The organism is Paraburkholderia sp. SSBN10T, assembly GCF_056619545.1.
Genome location: NZ_JBWQQI010000018.1, coordinates 16,668 through 32,267 on the forward strand (window position 1 = coordinate 16,668; position 15,600 = coordinate 32,267).

Here is a 15,600-nt window from a genome sequence, read left to right on the forward strand (position 1 = left end):
GCCTAGTCGGCGGCGCGCGGCTTGCGCGGGGCCTTTTCGAAGGCGCGGTCGTAGAGCCAGCGCGGCAGCACGTGCAGCAGCATGGCGACGACGCGCATCTGCCACGGAAAGATCGCAAAGCGCGTGTTGCGCGCAATCGCATCGGCGACCTTGGTGGCGAAGCGCTCGGCGTCCATGAGGAACGGCATCGGGTACGGGTTGCGCGCGGTCATCGGCGTGCGGATATAGCCGGGGGCGATCGTGACGACGTTGACGCCCTTGGGCCGCATTTCGACGCGCAGTGCTTCGAGATACCTGAGCGCGGCGGCCTTGGAGGCGCTGTAAGCGCCCGAGCCCGGTAAGCCGCGCACGCCGGCCACGCTGGCTACGCCGACCATGGTGCCCTTGCGTGCCGCCATCATGGCGGTTGCGAACGGCTCGAAGGTGGCGACCATGCCGAAGTAGTTGACGTCCATGACTTCGCGGAACGCACGCAGGTCGCCGTGACCGGTGACGGCGCCCTGGCTGATGCCGGCATTGGCGATGACGACGTCGGGGCAGCCGTATTGTGCGATGAACTGCTGGGCCGCAGCGGCGAGCGCATCGGCGTCGCGCACGTCGGCGGGGTAGATGGCGATGGAATTTTGCGGATGGGCCTGCTGGAAGCTCGCGAGCGCTTCGGCGCGGCGGGCCACGAGGCCGAGAATTGCGCCGCGCTGTGCATACTCGGCGGCGATCGCGAGTCCGATGCCACTGGATGCGCCGGTGATGAAAACCTTCAAGGCTGTGCTCATACCGGCGCCCCGTGCATTACATCTTCTTGGCGCGAATCTGGGCTACGAGGTAATCGAGCACCTGGAGCGTGCCCGGCAGGCTGTTGGTCGCAGCCGGGCCGGTTTCGTACTTGCCCTGCACGGCCAGCGTCGGCACGCCGTCGATCTTGTAGTCATCCAGCATCTTCTTGTCGCGCTGGATTTCGCTTTGCGTCGAGAACGAGTTGTACGCGTCCATGTACTTCTTCGGGTCCACGCCGTTCTTGGCGAGGAACTTGGCCTGCTCTTCCGGCGTCAGCAGGTAGTTCTTGTTGACGTGGATTTCGTTGAAGACCGTGGGCGTGAGCTGTTGCGCGAGACCGAGCGCGTCGAGCGCGTGGTACATCTTCGAATGCGGGATGAAATCGTCGCGGAAAGCCACCGGCACACGCTTGAACACGACGTCCGGGCCCTGCTTCTTCACCCATGCTTCGAGGTACGGGTTGAATTCGTTGCAGTGCGGGCAGCCGTACCAGAAGAATTCGGTGACTTCGATCTTGCCGGCCGGCACGTCGACCGGTTGCGGGGAGCCGAGGACCGTGTAGTCCTTGCCGGCGACCGGCGCGGCCGGCGATGCCTCTACGGCCGCGCTGACGAGGCCGAGTGAAAGGAAGAGAATGCTCAGCAGTTTTTTCATGTCTTGTTGACCCAGATTAGGCGGAATAACGGTGGGGCGGCGCGGCAAAACGCGTGGCTGTCACCGTTACGAGAGTGTGTGGCGGCAGACCTCTGCCGAGCGTCAGACTCGCGCCGCGCGCCGAGGTTCAGCGGCGGCGCATGACGGCGCGTTACTGCTTGGTAAAGCGGATCACGGCGGTATCGACTCCGGCGTCGGACAGACGCTGGCGGGCCGAATTCATGTCGTCGAACTTCGAGAACGGCCCGATGCGCACGCGGAAGTAGGTGACCCCACCGGCGTCGCGCTGCGTGACCTTCGATTCGAAGCCCTGGAAGGCGAGGCGGGCGCGCTGCTGCTCGGCATCCGCCGACGTCTTGTACGCACCGACTTGCAGGAAGTAGCCGCTGTTCGCGTCGGCCGCGGAGGGCGCCACGCTCGAGCCGGGCTTGGCCGAATTGGGCGCAGGCGTAGCCGCTGTGCTGGTCGGCGCGCTGGTGGCCTGCTGCGGCTTCTTCGCCGCAGCGGTGGTGCCGTTATCCTGAGCGGGCTTCGGTGCGACCGCGACGCCGTTGGCGTTGGCCGAGCTGGCCGGCGGCACTTCGACGATCTCCGGTTCCTGCAGCATGCCGCCCGGCTGGCCCTGACCGTTGGCCTGGCCTGGCGCGGTGTTTTGCGGGGCCGGCTGGGCGGCCTGCGGCACCGGCTGGCCCGGCGTCTTGCCTTGCAGCGGACGGTTCGGATCGTATTGCGCTTCGCTCGCGCTGGTTTCGGACGCGGCGGGCGGCGCTACCTTGGCGACGAACGGCGTGGGCGCGCGGGTGATATACAGGGCCACCACTACCGCGATTGCCAGGCCGACAATCAGGCCCAGTACGATACCGAGAAAAGTACCCCCGGTTTGCTTCGACTGCTTCGTTGTGCGGCGTGGTTTTGCCATCGTATGAATCACCTGCAAAAAGAATCCTGGAACGGCCGTCGATTATAGCGACGGCCGCATGCGTGTCGTGCCGGAGGACTTACATCTTTTCGGGAGCAGAGACGCCGATTGTCGCAAGGCCGTTGGCCAGCACCTGACGTGTGGCGGCGAGCAATGCGACGCGCGCGTTACGCGCGGCTTCGTCGTCGACGAGGACGCGTTCAGCCTTGTCATTGTAGAACGAGTGGAATTCGCCCGCGAGGTCGCGCAGATAGAAGGCGACCGCGTGCGGTGCGAGTTCGTCGGCGGCGTGCTGGAGCATATCGGGGAATTCCGCGAGCTTTTGCAGCAGCGCCATCGCGCGTTCGCTGGTGAGCGGCGTGACGTCCACCGCCGGCAGGATCGCTTCGTCGGCGTTGTAGCGCGTCTTCCATTCGTTGATGACCGAGCAGATCCGGGCGTGCGCGTACTGCACGTAGTGGACCGGATTTTCGTCGTTTTGCTTGAGCGCGAGATCGATATCGAAGACGAATTCCGTATCGGCCTTGCGCGAAATCAGGAAAAACCGCACGGCGTCGCGGCCGCGGCGAATCGTCGCTTCGTCGAGCAGATCCGGTGAGGTTTCCTCGCCCGGCGTCGCGCCGCCCGACCATTCGATCAGGTCGCGCACGGTCACGTAGCTGCCCGCGCGCTTCGAAATCTTCACTTCCTGGCCGTCGCGCATCACCGTGACCATCTTGTGCAGGATGTAGTCGGGATAGCCCTTCGGAATGCCGATGCCGAGACCCTGCAGGCCGGCGCGCACCCGCGCGATCGTGCCGTGGTGGTCCGAGCCCTGCACGTTGATGACCTTGGTGAAACCGCGTTCCCACTTGGCGACGTGGTAGGCGACGTCCGGCACGAAGTACGTGTAGGTGCCGTCGCTCTTGCGCATCACGCGGTCCTTGTCGTCGCCGTCGTCGGTGGTGCGCAGCCACAGCGCGCCTTCCTGCTCGTAGGTCTTGCCGGCGGCGATCAGCGCGTTCACGGTCTTCTCGACGCGGCCTTGCGCATAAAGCGACGATTCGAGGTAGTACTGGTCGAACTTCACGCCGAAGGCCTGCAAGTCCATGTCCTGCTCGTGACGCAGGTAGGCGACGGCAAAGCGGCGAATTGCGTCGAGATTGTCGACGTCGCCTTCGCCCTTGACCGGCTCGACGTCTTTTGCGGCGACCGTTGCGCCGTTCAAATAGTCGTGCGCAATGTCGGCGATGTAGTCGCCGTTGTAGGCCGATTCAGGCCACTCGGCGTCGCCCGGCTTCAGGCCGCGTGCGCGCGCCTGGGTCGAGACGGCGAGCGTGTGGATCTGCACGCCCGCGTCGTTGTAGTAGAACTCGCGATGCACGTCGTAACCCTGCGAAGCGAGCACGTTCGACAGCGCATCGCCGAGCGCCGCCTGGCGGCCGTGGCCGACGTGCAGCGGGCCGGTCGGGTTGGCCGAGACGAATTCGACCAGCACGTGCTTGCCGGCGTCGCGCTGCGAGCGGCCGAAGGCTTCCTTCTCGACGAACACCGTGCCGATCACCGCCTGCTTGGCGGCCGGCGCGAGGCGCAGGTTGATGAAGCCGGGGCCGGCCACTTCGGCGGCTTCCACGAGGCCGCGAGCCTGCGGGTGGGCGAGCAAGGCATCGACGATCTGCTGCGCAAGCTGGCGCGGATTGGCGCGCAGCGGTTTGGCGAGCTGCATGGCGACGTTGCAGGCAACGTCGCCATGCGCGGCGACTTTCGGGCGTTCCAGCGTAATGGCGGGGGCGACAAAGGCGGCTTCGGCCGCGCCTTGGGTCGCCTGGGCGACCTGCTTCACGGTGTCGGCGAGCAGTGATTCGAGAGTCTGTTTATGTGCGGGCAGCATGCTTGTTGCGAGTCCAGTGAGGCAGTGCGGTGAAACGGGAGCAGCTCGAGCGAGGCGCGAAGCGGCTCCGTCAAAGGCCTGGAAAGCGCGTCGTGCTGTGCGGCCGGTGCGCGAGGCGAGGGGCAAATCAAGGCTGCCTGGCCCGGCGAGCCGTTGTCCGGCGCCGCACGGCGCGCTTTTCCGTTCAGACGGATTTTAGCAGGTGCTAATATGTCCAATGAGATGCCCACCCAGGGCCGAGGCCGCCACTGCTTGCCGACGCGCCGGCGAAACCCGCGCAGACGGTCGTCGTACGGTCATCGGCGCGTAAGTCCTACAAAATCAAAAAGGGAACAGTCATGCTGATTACTTTCAAATGCCGTGCCGCGCCGGATGTGATGATGCTGGAGAATCTGGCTCAGTATCTGGTCGGTATCGTCGGCAAGCGCCTCGGTGAACGGGGGGTCATCATGCACGACGAACTGGGCGAAGCGATCACCAAACTGGAGTCGGCGATCAGCTCCGACAAGCAGGAACGTGCCGAGCACGAAGGGCACTTCCATGAAGGCGAAGACGGTCACGAACACCACGAGATTCCAATCGGCCTCGCGCAACGCGCGTTCCCATTCCTCGACATGCTGCGCGCCGCCCAGAAGGAAAACGCGGATATCGTTTGGGGCGTCTGAGCGGGCGCTTGTGCCGCAGCGCTTGACCGGGCGCAGCGGCTTCGCGGCGCGTGAGCGCGACGCAGGCCACAAGTGTGTCGGGGGTTTTCAATCCGTCGAGCGTCGCAAACCATAAAAGCCAAGAGCCCGCTAGCAGCGGGCTCTTGGCTTTTATGGAACTGCATGAGCCGGGTTTTGGCCCGGACGCGGTTTGGAGCACCGTCTCAACTGGTCCCGGTTCCGCTAGCAGCGAAGTAACGGCCGCGAAACGCCGGCCGCGGCCGGCGACCCGCCCGAACCCTTGAGCCGACGAGCCAAGCCGCAGAGGCTTACTGGCTGGCGGCAGCCGGCGCGGCCATCGCGGACGAGGCGCCCTTTTTCATCTTCTGCTTCTTGGGCTTCTTGACGTGCTTCTGGGTTGGCGGCGAGTACGAGCTGACCGCGCTACCCGCGGCCGGCGCGGCTGTCTGGGCGAAGGCTACCGAGGTGCCGAGCGCCAGCGAAAGACCGGCCAAAACGAACGTCAGCTTCTTCATACGAGTTTCTCCGTGACGGTTGCAAGTAGTTGAGCCGACGCGTTTTCTGGCCGCGTCTGGCAGGTAAGGCGCTTGCAGTCTACAAAGACGAAAACCCGCTTGCCTGAAATATTCAGCCTTACGTTCCCGATATAGTGGGGCGTCCCGAACGGTCGTCCAGCTTGACCCCGCGCGGTGGTCGAAGGTCAGTCGGAACGGCGCGCCAGGGAGAGCACCGCCAAAGCCGGTCCCAGCCAGCCGCGCCCGGACGCCGCCGCCGCTTACAACAGCGGCGCCAATGCCCGTTCGGCGTCCTGCTTCGAGAGCGCCATCCGCTGCGCGTAGTCTTCCAGTTGGTCCTGGCCGATCTTGCCCACCGAGAAATAGGTGCTGTCCGGATGCGCGAGGTAGAAGCCCGAAACGCTGGCCGCCGGCAGCATGGCGAGCGACTCGGTCACGCTCATGCCGATTTCCTCCGCATGGAGCACCTCAAACATATCGCGCTTCACGAGGTGGTCCGGGCAAGCCGGGTAGCCCGGCGCGGGACGGATGCCGCGGTATTTTTCGCCGATCAGCTCGTCGTTGGAGAGCGTCTCGCCGCTGGCGTAACCCCACAGGTCGCGCCGCACGCGGGCGTGCATGGCTTCGGCGAAGGCTTCCGCGAAGCGGTCGGCGAGCGCCTTCAGCATGATCGCGCTGTAGTCGTCGTGGTCTTTTTCGAACTGTTTTTCCTTCACGTCCACGCCCAGACCCGCGGTGACCGCGAACATGCCGATGTAGTCGGCCACGCCCGAATCCTTCGGCGCGATGAAGTCGGCAAGCGAGCGGTTCGGCCGCATCACGCCGTCCACCACCGGCCGCACGCTTTGCTGGCGCAGGTTGCGCCACGTCAGCGCGACTTCCGAGCGCGACTCGTCCGTGTAGATTTCAATATCGTCGTCGTTCACCGTGTTGGCCGGCAACAGCGCGATCACGCCATTGGCCTGCAGCCAGCGGCCCTGGATCAGGCGCGCGAGCATCGACTTGCCGTCGGAAAAGACCCGCCGCGCCGACTCGCCGACGATTTCGTCGTTGAGAATCGCCGGGTAGGGGCCGGCCAGGTCCCACGTCTGGAAGAACGGGCCCCAGTCGATGTAGTTGGCCAGTTCGCCGAGGTCGAAGTTCTTGAACACACGGCGGCCGATGAACTTCGGCTTGACCGGCTGATAGCCCGCCCAGGCGATCTTCGTCTTGTTCGCGCGCGCTTCGGCCAGCGTGACCATCGGCTGGACTTTGCGATTGGCGTGCTGGTCGCGAATGCGATCGTAGTCGGATTTCAGTTCATCCAGATACTTCGCGGCGCCTTCGTCGGACAGCAGGCTCGAGGCCACCGAGACCGAGCGCGACGCATCCGGCACATACACCACCGGTCCTTCGTAGTGCGGCGCGATCTTCACGGCCGTATGCACGCGCGAGGTGGTCGCGCCGCCGATCAGGAGCGGAATCTTCTTGATGCGGAAGTAGTCGTCGCGCTGCATTTCTGCGGCGACGTAGGCCATTTCCTCGAGGCTCGGCGTGATCAGGCCGGACAGGCCGATGATGTCCGCGCCTTCGACCTTCGCTTTGGCGAGGATGTCGTTGCACGGGACCATCACGCCCATGTTGACCACTTCGAAGTTATTGCACTGAAGCACCACCGAGACGATGTTCTTGCCGATGTCGTGGACGTCGCCCTTCACCGTAGCAATGACGATCTTGCCCTTGGCGCGTACGTCGCCGCCGGCTGCCGCGAGCTGCTTCTTTTCTTCTTCGATATAGGGGATCAGATGCGCGACCGCCTGCTTCATCACGCGCGCGGACTTCACCACCTGCGGCAGGAACATCTTGCCCTGGCCGAACAGGTCGCCGACGATGTTCATGCCGTCCATCAGCGGGCCTTCGATCACGTTGATCGGACGGCCGCCGGCAGCGGCGATCTTCGCGCGCACTTCCTCGGTGTCTTCGACGATGAAGTTCGTGATGCCGTGCACGAGCGCATGCGAGAGGCGTTTCTCGACCGGCTGGTTGCGCCATTCGAGGTTCTCTTCCTTCTTGGCCGCGCCGCTCTTGAACTTGTCGGCGATTTCGAGGAGCCGATCGGTGCCGTCTTCGCGGCGATTGAGCACCACGTCTTCGACGCGCTCGCGCAGTTCGGGATCGAGATCCGCGTAGACGCCGAGTTGGCCCGCGTTGACGATGCCCATGTCCATCCCCGCCTGGATGGCGTGATAGAGGAACACGGTGTGAATCGCTTCGCGCACCGGCTCGTTGCCGCGGAACGAGAACGACACGTTCGACACGCCGCCGCTCACCTTGGCGTAGGGCAGGTTTTCCTTGATCCAGCGCGTCGCGTTGATGAAGTCGACGGCGTAGTTGTTGTGTTCTTCGATGCCGGTCGCAATCGCGAAGATGTTCGGATCGAAGATGATGTCTTCGGGGGGAAAGCCCACTTCATTGACGAGGAAGTCGTACGAGCGCTTGCAGATTTCGGTCTTGCGCTTGAATGTGTCGGCCTGGCCCTGCTCGTCGAAGGCCATCACGACGGCTGCCGCGCCGTAGCGGCGGATCAGGTTCGCGTGATGGCGGAACGCTGCTTCGCCTTCCTTCAGCGAGATCGAATTGACGATCGCCTTGCCTTGCACGCACTTCAGGCCCGCTTCGATCACTTCCCATTTCGACGAGTCGATCATGATCGGCACGCGCGCGATGTCCGGTTCCGAGGCGATCAGATTCATGAAGCGGATCATCGCCGCTTTCGAATCGAGCATCGCCTCGTCCATGTTGATGTCGATGATCTGGGCGCCGTTTTCGACCTGCTGCCGCGCAACCGCGATCGCGTCGTCGAACTGGTCGTTCAGGATCATTCGCGCGAACGCCTTCGAGCCGGTCACGTTGGTGCGTTCACCGACGTTGATGAAGAGCGTCCCGGACGTGACGTTGAACGGCTCGAGGCCGGAAAGGCGCATGGTGTGATCGGTCATGGCGTGTGTGCGGTTCGGTTGCGTGCGTCGATTACTTTAGCGGGCGAAGCGGTCAGGCTCACGCCGCGTCGCGGTACTGGTTCGGCCACTTGCGCGGCTTGACTTCGGCGAGCGCCTTGGCAATCGCCGCAATGTGCTCCGGCGTCGTGCCGCAGCAGCCGCCCGCGATATTCACGAGCCCCGCCTCGGCAAACTCCTTCAAGAGTCCCGACGTATCCGCCGGCAATTCATCGAAGCCGGTGTCGCTCATCGGATTCGGCAAGCCCGCGTTCGGATAGCACGACACGTAGGTATCGCACAGCTTCGCCAGCTCTGCGATATACGGGCGCATCAACGCCGCGCCGAGCGCGCAGTTCAAGCCAAAGGTGAGCGGCCTGGCGTGACGCAGCGAATTCCAGAACGCCTCGACCGTCTGCCCCGACAGAATGCGGCCCGATGCATCGGTGACGGTGCCCGAAATCATGATCGGCAAGCGCTCGCCGGTGTCTTCGAACAACTCGTCGAGGGCAAACAGCGCAGCCTTCGCATTGAGCGTATCGAAAATGGTTTCGACGAGGAACAGGTCGCAGCCGCCGTCGAGCAGCGCCTTGGCCTGCTCGTAGTAGGCCGCGCGCAGTTCGTCGAAGGTCACGTTGCGGGCGCCCGGATCGTTCACGTCAGGCGAAATGCTGGCCGTCTTCGGCGTCGGTCCGATGGCGCCGGCAACGAAGCGCGGCTTGTCGGGCGTCGAATACTTGTTGCAGGCCTCGCGGGCCAGCTTCGCCGATTCGAGATTCATCTCGATCGCGAGGCTCTCCATGCCGTAGTCGGCCTGCGCAACCGTGGTTGCGCCGAACGTGTTGGTTTCGATGATATCGGCGCCAGCCGCGAGGTACTGTTCATGGATCTCGCGGATGATCTGCGGCTGCGTTATCGACAACAGTTCGTTGTTGCCTTTGATGTCGCGGCCGTAGTCCTTGAAGCGCTCGCCGCGATAGCGGGCCTCGTCGAGCTTGTAGCGCTGGATCATCGTGCCCATCGCACCGTCCAGAATCAGGATGCGCGACTGCAGCAGCGCGGGCAACGCCGCGCCGCGCGTGTAGGCGGCGTGGACTGGACTGACGGTGGGGGCAGGCTGGTTCATGGCTGAAGTGGGCTTGCGCCAGTTTTTTCAGGAAACCTGTCATTGTATCCGCAGTGCACGGGCCTTGCCGCCCGTGCGCGGTGACAGAAGGATAAAGCCTAGAGCACAGGCCAGCAGGCACTTGTCGCGGCAAGCCGGTAAAAGATGCCGCGCGGCGCCCGTAGCGCACCGCCGGGCTCGCAGCAAAATGTTAAATGCCGTGTGTGTGCCGCGCGAACAACAAAAAACCCCGCCCGGCGAGCCGGACGGGGTTTTTTTAGTACGTGTCGCCGAGGCGTGCGTATTAGTGGAGGATCACCGGTTGGTGCATCAGGCTGTCGAACTGGCCGAGGAATTCGTCTACTTCGTCGAGCGACGGTTCTTCTTCGATCAGCTTTGTGACGTGCTCGCGAAAGCGCGCCGCCATTGCGCCGTCAATGTAAATCTCGCGTTGCATGTTTTTGTCGACGATCTCATAACCACCTGACTTCATGGCGAGGGGACCGTCCTGAGGCGGGAACTCGACGACACAATAGTTGGGGCTGTTGTAGATCATTTGCATGGCGACACTCCTTATTTCCGTTGGCTCCTGGCCGTTCTTGCGCCATAGATGGAGCGTATGGTGTGGAATTCAAGGGGTGGGTCCGGAATGACGCTGGTAAAACTCCCGGACCTTCAGGTTAGACCTGTGTTTCGAGAAACGTTTCAAGCAACGCAGCAAAACGGTGGGACTGTTCGACAGGCGCCAGATGTGCAGCCTCCAGCAGTTCGTATTGTGCACCCTGAATCGAGTTTGCGATGGCCTGAGTTGCCGAAGGCGGCGTGCCGGTATCGTGTCTGCCCGCCGCCGTCAGCGTAGGTAGACGAATCTCGCCTAGCCGCTCATGCATGTCGAACTCGCGCAAGGCCTCGCAGGCGAGCGCGTAGCCCTCGGGCGCCGTATGCTCCAGCACCTCGCGGATCTGCTCGACGGCTTCCGGGTGCACGGCCTGGAAAGCGGGCGTCAGCCAACGGCTCAAGGTCGCAGGCGCCAGTGCGGCCATGCCGCCGCTACGCACGGCAGCGGCCCGCTGGTCCCAGACGGCGCGGCTCTCGGGCGCCGTGGCGGCGACCGTGTCCGCGAGCGTCAGCGTAGCGACGCGGCCTGGATGGTCGAGCGCGAACTGCTGCGCAATCATGCCTCCCATCGACATGCCCACCAGATGCGTGCGCGGGGCGCCGAGCGCATCGAGCAGCGCGGCCAGATCGTCGGCCAGGCTCCTGATGCTGAACGGGCTGCGCGGCACGGCGCTTGCACCATGACCGCGCACGTCGTAACGCAGCACCGTGAAGTCGTCGCGGAAATAGCCGGCCAACGGGTCCCATATGGAGAGATCACCGCCCAGTTGATGGATAAACGTGAGCCAGGGGCCGCCGCCCTCGTTGTCGAGGACATAGCGCGTGTCGATACCGTTGAGGTTCACTTGCATGTGGGCTCCTTCAGGGCTTGTCGGGCGCGGGCGGTGCGGTGTCGAGTGCGGAAGGCGTGGCGGTAGCCGCAGCGCCGTTACCGTTATCCGGCGAAGCTTGCGCGCCGTCGTTGCCCGCTGCGCCGGCAGACGCACTGCCAGGCTCGACGAGCGGTCCGCCCCACACCAGTTCGACCTCCGTACCATTCGGCTCCGTTTGCAGGAGCCGCGCGGGCAGCCAGCCGAGCGAGGGGGCGAGCCATACGTCGATGCGCCGCTTATCGCCCGGATGGCGCGGCAGGCGCATGAAATGCCGCGTGCTGACGAAGCCGTGCTGCGTGCGGATCGTTTCATCGCCGATTGTTTCGATAGGCCAGGTTTCGCCGCTGTCGTTGTCGACCACGAAGAACTCGCGCGTCACGCCCGGCTTGTACGCATCCGGATCGCCGCGTACCAGACTCGCGAGTTGCATCACCATGCTGAAACGGTCTTGAGCCGCGTCCGTGAGCGGCAACGACGCGGGTGTGCGGGTGAAGACGATTTGCCTGGTCGTGCGGTTGAAGATCGAAACATCTTCCGCCCTGTGGCCGCGCTTCTCGATGTACTGGTCGGGGGCGAGGCCGAACGCGTCGATATGGCCGTGGCTCGAATAACTGAACGTGCCGATGAACGGGACCGGCATCGAGACGACCATGTCGTAGGTCTTACCGTCGCTCGACCAGTGAATCGTGCCGGGCTGATTGCGCACGCCGTTATAGAACGTGTCGTATTGCAGATCGCCGGACGGCGGCACCGAGAACTTCACGCCGGAAGCCGCTTCGGGCGCCGCAGCCTGCGCGCTGCCCGTGCCGCTTGCCGCAACCGCAGCGCTCGCGGCGTGAGCAGCCGATGCCGCGGCTTCGGCCGCAGCCGCGAGCGTCGCTTCTGAGGCCGCCTCGGCTGCCGGGGCTGAGGCCGCGGTAACCGGCGAGGGCCCGGCGTGCGTGGCGGTCAGCACATGTTCACGCGGCTTGCTGGCGGCGGCCTTGTGGACGGGCGCCGCAGCGGGCCGCGGTGCGGCGGTGGCCGGCTGGCGTTCGATTCGCTCCGGGGTCAGCAGGGCAATCTGCACGGGGACGTGAGCCGTATTCCCGGACGTGAAGATCTCGCGGTTGCGTTCGACCCACTGCGCCGCGATCCAATGCAGGGTCAGCACGACCGCAAGCACGATGACCCACCGCCATGCGCGCGGACGGCGCGGCGCGGCGTGTGGCAACATGCGCCCGGATTGGCTGACGGCGGAGGGATATGACATCGAACGGAGCGGTTCTGGGGGATTAAAAGGTGAAGTGGCGCGTCGCATCAGCAGGAGCCCGGCGCGGGACGCAGCGAACGGGTTCGACCGCTTGGCTGCAGCCGATGTTCCGCAACGGTGCCACAGTAACCGGGCAATTGTCTTACGCAATACAGAGGGGCGGCTAAACGGCTACCCGGCAGGTCCGCCCCGGCATCCTAACGCGGCGTCGGACTATAGCCCAGTTCGTACGACAATTTGTGCGCGCACTCGCGCAGCGCCGTATCGATCTCGCCGTCCCAGCGGATATCGAACGCGCCCTCGTGGCCGAGAGCAATCAGCCCGAGCGCGAGATCGCCGGTCGAATCGAAAACCGGCATACAGAACGCGTGGATGGTCGGCAGCAACATGCCTTCGACGCGTGCGGCTTCGTGCTTGCGCACGTCCGCGAGCATCCGTTCGACCTCCGCGGGCGTACGCGGACCGCCGGTGTGCGGCGAGCGGCGCGAATCGGCCAGTTCGCGCTCGATCATCGCGGCGGTCTTGCTCGCCGGCAGATAGGCCGCGAACAGCAGCCCGGTGGCCGAGCCGAGCAGCGGCATCACGTCGCCGAGCTTGAGCGATGCCTTGGCCGGATGGCTCGATTCCATCCAGTGCACGACGGTCGGCCCCTGATTGCCCCACACGGCGATGCCCACGGTCAGGTCGAGGCGGTCGCGCAGTTCGGCGAGCGCGATGCGCGCAAGTTTCACGCCGTCCACGCGCGCAAGGCGCGCGAGTCCCAGTTGCAGCGCGAAGCCGCCCAGTTCGTAGCGCCCCGACAACGGATCCTGCGCGACGACGCCGAGGCGCAGGAAACTCACCAGGTAGCGGTGTGCTTTGGCAGGGCTCATGCCGGCCCGTTGCGCGAGATCGCGCAGCATCATGGCGCGCGGCTCGTGGGTCAGCACGTCGAGCAGACGAAAACCGACCTCGATCGACTGGATGCCCGAGCGCAGCTTTTCCTCGCCGGGCTCGGCGGTGTCGTCCTCGGACGTATCGAGCGGCTCTGTTGGGTCGGCGGCCGTGGTCGCTGCGGTGGTTTCGGCGTCGGCGGGAATCGTGCCGGAGCGGGCTGCTGAAGGCATAAGCAAGGCGCACGTGGCGCGGACAGTAATCGGTTGGAGAGGGGCTGGCGCCGGCGCGGCGAATCCCGCCGCCGGTACGCCGCCGGAACCGGCTCGGTGGCGGCCCATTTGGGCCAGCCCAAATGGGCCAACTCATTGACAGCCGGTTTGGGCCGGCCCGTTTGGACCGGCCCATCTGGGCTGCGGCGATTCACCATCGTAGAATAGATTCCCTCTATCGTCACTAACACGGCTCATTCCCCTTATGAAACTTGCTACGCTGAAGGACGGCACGCGCGACGGCCAACTGATCGTCGTGTCCCGCGACCTGCAAACCGCCGCCATCGCCGACGCGATCGCGCCGACGCTGCAGCGCGTGCTGGACGATTGGACCTTCTACGCGCCGCAACTGCAGGATCTGTATGACTCGCTCAATCAGGGCCGGGCGCGCAACAGCTTTGCCTTCGAGGCCAGGGAATGCATGGCGCCGCTGCCGCGCGCGTTCCAGTGGGCCGACGGCTCGTCGTATGTGAACCACGTCGAACTGGTGCGCCGCGCGCGCGGGGCGGAAATGCCGCCTGAGTTCTGGACCGATCCGTTGATGTATCAAGGCGGCAGCGACGACTTCATCGGCCCGAAAGACGACGTGGTGTGCGCCTCGGAAGCGTTCGGCATCGACTTCGAAGCCGAAGTCGCGGTGATCACCACCGACGTGCCGATGGGCGCGACGCCCGAGCAGGCGCTCAAGGGCGTGCGGCTGATCACGCTGGTCAACGACGTTTCCCTGCGCAACCTGATTCCGGCCGAGCTGGCCAAGGGCTTCGGCTTCTTCCAGAGCAAGCCCGCCACCGCGTTCGCGCCGGTCGCCGTGACGCCGGACGAACTCGGCGAGCATTGGCGCGAGGGCCGCGTGCACCGACCGATGATCGTCCACTGGAACGGCAAGAAAGTCGGCCAGCCGGACGCCGGCACCGACATGGTGTTCCACTTCGGCCAGTTGATCGCCCATGCGGCGAAGACGCGCAACCTGCGCGCGGGATCGATCGTCGGCTCGGGCACGGTGTCTAACAAGGATTCCAAACGCGGCTACTGCTGCATCGCCGAGAAGCGCTGCCTCGAAACCATCGAGCATGGCGCGCCGCAGACCGAGTTCATGAAATACGGCGATACGGTGAAGATCGAGATGTTCGACGAAGCGGGCAAGTCGATCTTCGGTTCTATCGAGCAGGGCATTGCGCCGCCGGACGGCGCGCGCTAAAGCGCCTTCAGCGGAGTCGAGAGGGTTTCGCCCGATACCGGCGCGCCCGGGCGCCGCTACACTGGCTGACGCGCAGCGGTCACCGGCTGACGCGCCGCCTCTACCGGACTGACCAACATGTCTCACGAATCACCGATCAACGACCCCGCGTTCTACTCGCATTACCGCTCGCTGCGCATGCGGCGGCATCCGCACGGCATCCTCGAAGTCATCATGAGCGGGGAGGGCGCGAACCGGAGCGGACTCGCGACGGCGGACGAGCGGATGCATTACGAGCTGGCCGAAATCTGGCGCGATATCGACCGCGACCCGGACACGCGGGTCGCGGTGATTCGCGGCGAGGGCAAGGGTTTTTCGGCGGGTGGCGATCTGCAACTGGTCGAGCAGATGGCGACCGACTTCGAGGTCCGCACACGCGTCTGGCGCGAGGCGCGCGACCTCGTCTACAACGTGATCAACTGCAGCAAGCCGATCGTCTCCGCCATGCATGGACCGGCGGTCGGCGCGGGGCTGGTGGCGGGGCTGCTCGCCGACATCTCGATTGCCACGAAGAGTGCGCGCATCATCGACGGTCATACGCGGCTCGGCGTTGCCGCGGGCGACCACGCGGCGATCGTCTGGCCGCTGTTGTGCGGCATGGCGAAGGCGAAGTACTACCTGCTGCTGTGCGAACCCGTGAGCGGCGAAGAAGCGGAGCGGATCGGCCTGGTGTCGCTGGCCGTCGACGAACATGATCTGTTGCCCAAAGCATTCGAAGTGGCCGATAAGCTCGCGCACGGATCGCAAACGGCGATTCGCTGGACCAAGTACGCGTTGAACAACTGGCTGCGCTCGGCGGGGCCGGCCTTCGATACCTCGCTGGCGCTCGAGTTCATGGGTTTCGCGGGCCCGGATGTGCGCGAAGGCGTGACCTCGCTGCGCGAGCGGCGCGCGCCGGATTTCCGCGGCGCCGAAGCCGCGAAGAACAATCCACCGGGCCGTGGCGGGCCGGGCGGACATTCCGCCTGAAGGTACCTTGGCTTCATCCGCCAACCTTGC

Annotated in this window: 13 protein-coding genes and 1 pseudogene; 3 read left to right on the forward strand and 11 right to left on the reverse strand. The window is 64.8% G+C overall.

Annotated elements, in window-relative coordinates; translation table 11 throughout:
- Positions 1-2 precede the first annotated feature (2 nt).
- The 4 genes from AC1ECK_RS24910 to argS form a co-directional block, all read right to left on the reverse strand.
- Positions 3-773 (reverse strand): SDR family oxidoreductase, encoded by a 771-nt coding sequence (locus AC1ECK_RS24910; RefSeq protein ID WP_480323835.1) that lies wholly within the window; start codon positions 771-773, stop codon positions 3-5.
- Positions 774-789: 16 nt separating this feature from the next.
- Positions 790-1,428, reverse strand: coding sequence for a thiol:disulfide interchange protein DsbA/DsbL (locus tag AC1ECK_RS24915; protein ID WP_480323837.1), 639 nt, complete (start codon positions 1,426-1,428; stop codon positions 790-792).
- Between the two features lie 151 nt (positions 1,429-1,579).
- Complete coding sequence (locus AC1ECK_RS24920) at positions 1,580-2,347, reverse strand: SPOR domain-containing protein (protein ID WP_480323839.1); 768 nt, start codon at positions 2,345-2,347, stop codon at positions 1,580-1,582.
- A gap of 79 nt (positions 2,348-2,426) precedes the next feature.
- The gene (argS, locus tag AC1ECK_RS24925; protein WP_480323841.1) at positions 2,427-4,217 is read right to left on the reverse strand and encodes an arginine--tRNA ligase; all 1,791 of its coding nucleotides are present in this window, start codon (positions 4,215-4,217) and stop codon (positions 2,427-2,429) included.
- Between the two features lie 338 nt (positions 4,218-4,555).
- Between argS and AC1ECK_RS24930 the strand changes: the two genes are divergently transcribed.
- Entirely contained in the window at positions 4,556-4,882 is a 327-nt protein-coding gene (locus tag AC1ECK_RS24930; protein WP_480323843.1) for a DUF1840 domain-containing protein, read from the forward strand.
- Between the two features lie 308 nt (positions 4,883-5,190).
- Here AC1ECK_RS24930 and AC1ECK_RS24935 read toward each other — a convergent pair whose 3' ends face one another.
- The 7 genes and pseudogenes from AC1ECK_RS24935 to AC1ECK_RS24965 all read right to left on the reverse strand — a co-directional run bounded on the left by AC1ECK_RS24935 (position 5,191) and on the right by AC1ECK_RS24965 (position 13,325).
- Positions 5,191-5,397: an acid-shock protein gene (locus AC1ECK_RS24935; protein WP_480323845.1), complete on the reverse strand. Its 207-nt coding sequence runs from the start codon at positions 5,395-5,397 to the stop codon at positions 5,191-5,193.
- Between the two features lie 260 nt (positions 5,398-5,657).
- A pseudogene (metH, locus tag AC1ECK_RS24940) lies at positions 5,658-8,387 on the reverse strand (methionine synthase); the annotation flags it as partial.
- Positions 8,388-8,433: 46 nt separating this feature from the next.
- Complete coding sequence (locus AC1ECK_RS24945) at positions 8,434-9,498, reverse strand: homocysteine S-methyltransferase family protein (RefSeq protein ID WP_480323847.1); 1,065 nt, start codon at positions 9,496-9,498, stop codon at positions 8,434-8,436.
- A gap of 283 nt (positions 9,499-9,781) precedes the next feature.
- Positions 9,782-10,039 (reverse strand): BTH_I0359 family protein, encoded by a 258-nt coding sequence (locus AC1ECK_RS24950; RefSeq protein WP_074263200.1) that lies wholly within the window; start codon positions 10,037-10,039, stop codon positions 9,782-9,784.
- 118 nt (positions 10,040-10,157) lie between these two features.
- Positions 10,158-10,946 carry a 3-oxoadipate enol-lactonase gene (pcaD, locus tag AC1ECK_RS24955; RefSeq protein ID WP_480323849.1) on the reverse strand — a complete coding sequence of 263 codons (789 nt, stop codon included), beginning with the start codon at positions 10,944-10,946 and terminating at the stop codon, positions 10,158-10,160.
- Between the two features lie 10 nt (positions 10,947-10,956).
- Positions 10,957-12,219, reverse strand: a complete 1,263-nt coding sequence (locus AC1ECK_RS24960; RefSeq protein WP_480323851.1) for a DUF3108 domain-containing protein — start codon at positions 12,217-12,219, stop codon at positions 10,957-10,959.
- Between the two features lie 197 nt (positions 12,220-12,416).
- On the reverse strand, positions 12,417-13,325 hold the full coding sequence (locus AC1ECK_RS24965) for an IclR family transcriptional regulator (protein WP_480323853.1): 909 nt from the start codon (positions 13,323-13,325) through the stop codon (positions 12,417-12,419).
- 244 nt (positions 13,326-13,569) lie between these two features.
- Here AC1ECK_RS24965 and AC1ECK_RS24970 point away from each other — a divergent pair, with 244 nt between their 5' ends.
- Both AC1ECK_RS24970 and AC1ECK_RS24975 read left to right on the forward strand, forming a co-directional pair.
- On the forward strand, positions 13,570-14,562 hold the full coding sequence (locus tag AC1ECK_RS24970) for a fumarylacetoacetate hydrolase family protein (RefSeq protein WP_480323855.1): 993 nt from the start codon (positions 13,570-13,572) through the stop codon (positions 14,560-14,562).
- A 117-nt stretch (positions 14,563-14,679) separates the two neighbouring features.
- Positions 14,680-15,570, forward strand: a complete 891-nt coding sequence (locus tag AC1ECK_RS24975; protein WP_480323857.1) for an enoyl-CoA hydratase/isomerase family protein — start codon at positions 14,680-14,682, stop codon at positions 15,568-15,570.
- Positions 15,571-15,600 lie beyond the last annotated feature (30 nt).

Bases quoted from the DNA above. Each gene is read 5' to 3' on its own strand.
- AC1ECK_RS24910 (WP_480323835.1), bottom strand. From the start codon at position 773: ATGAGCACAGCCTTGAAGGTTTTCATCACCGGCGCATCCAGTGGCATC.
- AC1ECK_RS24915 (WP_480323837.1), bottom strand. From the start codon at position 1,428: ATGAAAAAACTGCTGAGCATTCTCTTCCTTTCACTCGGCCTCGTCAGC.
- AC1ECK_RS24920 (WP_480323839.1), bottom strand. From the start codon at position 2,347: ATGGCAAAACCACGCCGCACAACGAAGCAGTCGAAGCAAACCGGGGGT.
- argS (WP_480323841.1), bottom strand. From the start codon at position 4,217: ATGCTGCCCGCACATAAACAGACTCTCGAATCACTGCTCGCCGACACC.
- AC1ECK_RS24930 (WP_480323843.1), top strand. From the start codon at position 4,556: ATGCTGATTACTTTCAAATGCCGTGCCGCGCCGGATGTGATGATGCTG.
- AC1ECK_RS24935 (WP_480323845.1), bottom strand. From the start codon at position 5,397: ATGAAGAAGCTGACGTTCGTTTTGGCCGGTCTTTCGCTGGCGCTCGGC.
- AC1ECK_RS24945 (WP_480323847.1), bottom strand. From the start codon at position 9,498: ATGAACCAGCCTGCCCCCACCGTCAGTCCAGTCCACGCCGCCTACACG.
- AC1ECK_RS24950 (WP_074263200.1), bottom strand. From the start codon at position 10,039: ATGCAAATGATCTACAACAGCCCCAACTATTGTGTCGTCGAGTTCCCG.
- pcaD (WP_480323849.1), bottom strand. From the start codon at position 10,946: ATGCAAGTGAACCTCAACGGTATCGACACGCGCTATGTCCTCGACAAC.
- AC1ECK_RS24960 (WP_480323851.1), bottom strand. From the start codon at position 12,219: ATGTCATATCCCTCCGCCGTCAGCCAATCCGGGCGCATGTTGCCACAC.
- AC1ECK_RS24965 (WP_480323853.1), bottom strand. From the start codon at position 13,325: ATGCCTTCAGCAGCCCGCTCCGGCACGATTCCCGCCGACGCCGAAACC.
- AC1ECK_RS24970 (WP_480323855.1), top strand. From the start codon at position 13,570: ATGAAACTTGCTACGCTGAAGGACGGCACGCGCGACGGCCAACTGATC.
- AC1ECK_RS24975 (WP_480323857.1), top strand. From the start codon at position 14,680: ATGTCTCACGAATCACCGATCAACGACCCCGCGTTCTACTCGCATTAC.